General features: G+C 52.6%; 2 protein-coding genes. Both read right to left on the bottom strand.

Going from position 1 to position 4,869, the window contains the following annotated elements:
• Positions 1–462: hypothetical protein (locus J7438_RS24565; protein WP_209278683.1), on the bottom strand; the 462-nt coding region annotated here is incomplete at its 3' end.
• 145 nt (positions 463–607) lie between these two features.
• Positions 608–4,869 (bottom strand): AAA family ATPase (locus J7438_RS24570; protein WP_209278684.1); only part of this gene is annotated, 4,262 nt, incomplete at its 5' end.

Consider the following 4,869-nt stretch of genomic DNA (forward strand, 5'->3'; position numbering starts at 1 on the left):
TTGTCCGGGAGCGGGATAATAGTGCAGCCTTCTTAACGGGTGATGATCCAGGTCGTCCGGATGCCGGATAATAAAAAAAAACCCGGTACCTGTCGTTTCCCGATAGAGACGGATCAACTCCTCCTTCCTTTCACTCCCACGAAAGGAATCGCAAGAATGAAAGTCATCACCAATCGGTGATACCGATTGCTTCAGGTGGCTGATGCAATCTGCGATGGGCGTGACGTTACGAATTGGGCTGGAATGAGCACTATCTGCTGATGCCTGTTGGACTAAATATGACTGCTCATTTTTGACGGACAAAACCCCGATTTCTGGAATTTTTTTAGCGATTTTACTGGGCCGTAAAGAATCGTCTGCAGAACTTGCCAACCTTTTTTGAGCTGTTACAACAGAATGATCACCGGGTTGCGGATTGCCATTGTGCACATTAACCACGACACCGGGCTGAATAGAAGGCATGATATTAGTACTTTTTCTGATAGTAATTGCGGTCCGTCAGCCAATTTAGATGGTGTAAACCGGCAAAAGTTCCTCCCTGCAATGCCGCACCTCGTCATAGGGGTGCCCTGATAAGCTGGAGCGCGCAACAAAACCTCAACAGGCCCTAATACCTGCTTAAAATGGTTGCATCATGTTCATTGATCAAGCGTTTTATGGTTCCCAGCGAATCCTCACAATCCAGGGAAATACCCGGAGTAAAAATCCCACTGCCGATCAGGTTGAAATTTTGCCCTGCCGGGCTTTCAAAGATGGTTACCCGGTCACGGAAGTTGCCAACGATCAAGACCCGGAATCTTTTCAGGTCTTCACATATCACCGGGGTATATATTTCAGCAGAGTGTTTATCGCCGATCAGACGAATTAACTGCCGGTTATTTTCTGCATCATCGATGTGATCATTCAGGGAAGTCATGATCTGGGGCTCAGGGAGTTCCTCAATAAAGGCTGCGCCGGTCAGTTTATTGGTGCTTTGCCGGAGAGTGTCCCACGCCCTCTCGATCAAAAACTGGGCGGCCACTATCAGGGTATTGGTTTCCTGGTAATAGGTTGATTTTCCCGGGAAACAGGGCTGACCACGGATCAGTCGGGCAATATCCGGTTTGCCCCGGGAGGCATGACTCCAATAAACTTCGGTAGCCGCCACCTGTGGCAATTGTTTCGCGGAGCACAGCAGGGGAAAATTGTCGGTCTCCGGACTGTCGCGGACATTTTTCAGATAGACTTTATCGATGGACTCAACCCGGAACAGGCGCTGGCTTATTCGTTGAGCCATGCCATTATGATCAAAATTGAGCCGGATAATGTTCTGCAGGCTTTGAACAGGCAGGACGGGAAAATCATTCGGGCTTTGCAAATACAGTTGCCAGGCAAACTCCGACCACTGACAGAAAAGATGCTTTTTGGGAGACTGATAGTCGATTGACCAGATGAGCATACAGTGGCTCCAGTCGATAATGGCTTTTTTTTCCGGGGGGGCCAGGGTGGAAAAATGGTCAATGGCATGTCGGGCCGCCTGCAAATATTGTGTCGGCACCCAACGGTAGGCAATCTGAAATGCAAAGGTACCGTTATGAGCTTCGGAACCTGACGATTCTGGGTTAGATCGATCTGATAATAAATTCCTGCCTATGGGGATAGGGCGGAAATTTTTCCTGAACTTTTCCAGAAAGGTGTCCTGGATATGTTTTATCGCCTCTTGGGGTAATTTAGATATAGTACAATCGTGTTGCTGGAGCAGAGAAGCGGCCAGTGACAATATCCCGTTCCAGCCATCAGCGGCTGCGTCCTGAGCGTAAGGCGAATTGACTGGTTCCAATGGCGCTGACTTGAAAATATTTTGCCATTCCGGCTCTGACGAGTAATTGCAGATTGCCTTGCTGCCTCCTAAATTACACAGTCGCCACCCATTGCAGGATCTGACCTCAACGAAATCATGTGAGTCTGATTGTACTATTCGGGCTTCAATACCCCAGTAAAGACAGAGTAATTGAAACAGAAACCCACGGTGGTAGCAGCTTCCCTGCTGCTCCCGGAACAATTGCTTGACCAGGCTGATGCCGGTTTCGTCAAAAGGACGATCGAAAGAAAATGCCCGGAACCAATCGATCAGGGCCAGTAGCCGTTCGGGCAGATTCTCTATCAGCCCTATTTCCCGCAACTTCCGGTATCCCGGAGTCGGGTGTCCGCTGAAAACCTCCTGATCCAGATGTACTTTGATCAGGGCAGGACACCGCAGGGGCTGTGTGTTGATGAGATCATCAGCTGTTAACGGCTGAAAATAAGTCAGATCGGGTTTAATAATAAAATCCACCGTCACCGGTTCCGTGAGTTTGGAACGAAGAAAGTATTGGCCGGTGTACATATCCCTTGCCAGCTGCGTCTGTTTCGGAATGGATCTCAGACCAGTCAACCGGTCGGAGGGGGTCAGCGATGGCAATGGTTGCCATTCGGTGCCCGGTTCCAGTGTCATGCGCACCGGGGTTTCACCGGTTTTCAGATGGGTTCGCCCGGTTAACAGGGGCAAAAGATTGCTCTGATCCACGGGATGTATTGGCAACGGGCTTTTAACTAACGTCTGGTCACTGGTCACATCGGCTGTGCACAGCTTCAGTCGATACAGACAGGGATCCCATTTACCGGGAAAAAACCGGGTTACCTCAAAGTGGATACACAAATAATGGGACAGGTCCAGGCTGAAAACCTCCGGTGAAACAGTGGCCGGACCAGTGGAAGATCCCTTTTCTGATGGAATATAAGGCCACTTAAAGTTGTATTTACAGTCCTTCAGATAGGGCCACCACTCCAGTAATAGATGTTCATGCCACTGGTCCATGGCGATTTTGCCCAATCGATCAGCCGCCCGGAGCAGTTGCGGCAGCGTCAGTTCAAGAGGAATGCGTCGCTGTCGGAAATGATCATTGAGGGCACTGGCGCAATCGGTCAGCCACCGACTCAGATCCTCAGATACCCCCATGGCTTGCAGCCTGAGCCGGTAGTCATCCAGAGTATCATGGTGGATATGAACGCCGGTAAATCGACTGGTCAATGATGGCGGGAATGCCGCCCGTCCGGGATAGGTGGGCGGATTTACGGTACCAATCAATTTGAACCCGGCCTTGTGAGGCAGCGGCAGGCGGTCATTGAGAAACTCTTCCAATAGCCCGGAAGGAATGATATTGAGCTCACTGACCACTAATACCTCACCCAGACGCCAGGCACGGTTAAAGGCCTGCACAAACTGGTTAAACCGGTCCGGTCCCCCATTGAGATGCTGAAAGCCTTTTCCGGTTTGCTGTTGCCAGGTGGTCAGGGTCAGTTGTAACAGCGCATCCTTACCCCACCCGGCAGTACCTTCCACCACCATGGCCACTCTTCCCGGTTCCCTGAGTTGCAGAAATTGCCAGCAGGTTTTTATGTACTCTCTGGTAGACGGAGTATCGATGACCAGTGGCGTCGATTGCTTTTTGTTCACCTGTACCAACTGTCCGAAAAACTGTGTGAAGGCACTCTGGTGCTGGTCCAGCAATGAACGGTCCACCTTACCGGAACTGTGCCAGAAATCCCTGAGCGCTTGCCATTCGGGGCGTTGGTCCCGATCGATCCGCCCACCCAGGCTTTGCCCGCACGCTTCGTCAGCCAGTGCCAATACCTGGGCCTGGCTGATGGGACAGGGTGCATCCGCCGTGATCAGTTGGAACCGGGCCATGATGTCTTTCAGGTCCCTTGGCGTCAGCTCATAGTCTGTGGATACCTGTTTTCTGTACTCTGCCAGCAGGGACAGGATGGTGGCCGAAGTGGTGGACCTCAGCTCCATTGGCCAGGTATCCGGCAGGAGTGGCTCAATGATGGCTTGTTGCAGAACGGACTCCGGCAGTGGCCGGTAATAGAGGCGCAGAATCCGGCGTTGCAATTCAGGGTCAAGATTCCGTCCCGGATAATTTTCCGGATTACCGGTCAACAAAACCCGGTGGTTATCTGTTAGCTCGAACGTCTGGCCATTGACGCAGAGCCGGGGAGACGATTCCAGCAAACCGGCCAGTGGTGACAATAGTCCGTGCTGCACCAGGTTGGCTTCATTAATAACCAGCAGGCCCGGGCGTCTCCTCCTGGCCCAATCCGTTATCTCGCCGGGTACCGAATGAGAGACCGTATTGCCCTGCCGGTCTCGTTTCAGGGAGACCGAACCGTACAGGTCTTCCCAGGTGGTGTTCGGTCCCAGGGTCAGGGTTTTCACTGTTTGCTGGTCAGGCTGTGGGCCCGCAGCCAGTCGGTTCATTGATGCCTGCCGCCGTTCCTGTAACGCTTGCCCGGTGGCGACGGCCAGACAGGATTTACCGGTACCCGCCGGGCCATTGAGCTCAATGATCCTGTGCTGCCGGAGCATGGTCGTGAGCTGTTCAAGCCGCTTGCCCTGTTGCTGCTGATGATGACAGCTGGCCTTCAGCCAATCTGAGGCCAGTGTCTGCAAGGAGGTTGTCAGCAGCGGTTCCGGAAAGGCGTGCTGAAGCGGCTGTTGCAGCTGCTCCAGTGGCTCAGACGGATGGCATTGGCTAATGGCGGTCAGTTGCTGGTTCAAGTCCCGGGCTTGCCGATGCACCGGGATACTCTGGCTGCCGCAGACCCGCAGGGCATCGTACAGCAGATGCAGCCGTTGCCCGGAATAGGGATGGATGTTGTTGTCCAGTACCGGCAAAAGATCAGACTCAATGCCCTGTTGAGGGAATATTGAGTGGATAATGGCGGCCATCTTCGCGGTACAGCGCAGAGAAGGTTTGCCGAAAGTAGCGGGCAAATACTCGCCCAGTGCCGGTGCCATATAACGGGCCAATGGCCAGAAATTATCTGCCAGATCCTTCGGGTGCTTCA

The organism is Thalassotalea sp. G20_0, assembly GCF_017744175.1.
In the GTDB taxonomy this organism is placed as follows: Bacteria; Pseudomonadota; Gammaproteobacteria; order Pseudomonadales; family Endozoicomonadaceae; genus Endozoicomonas.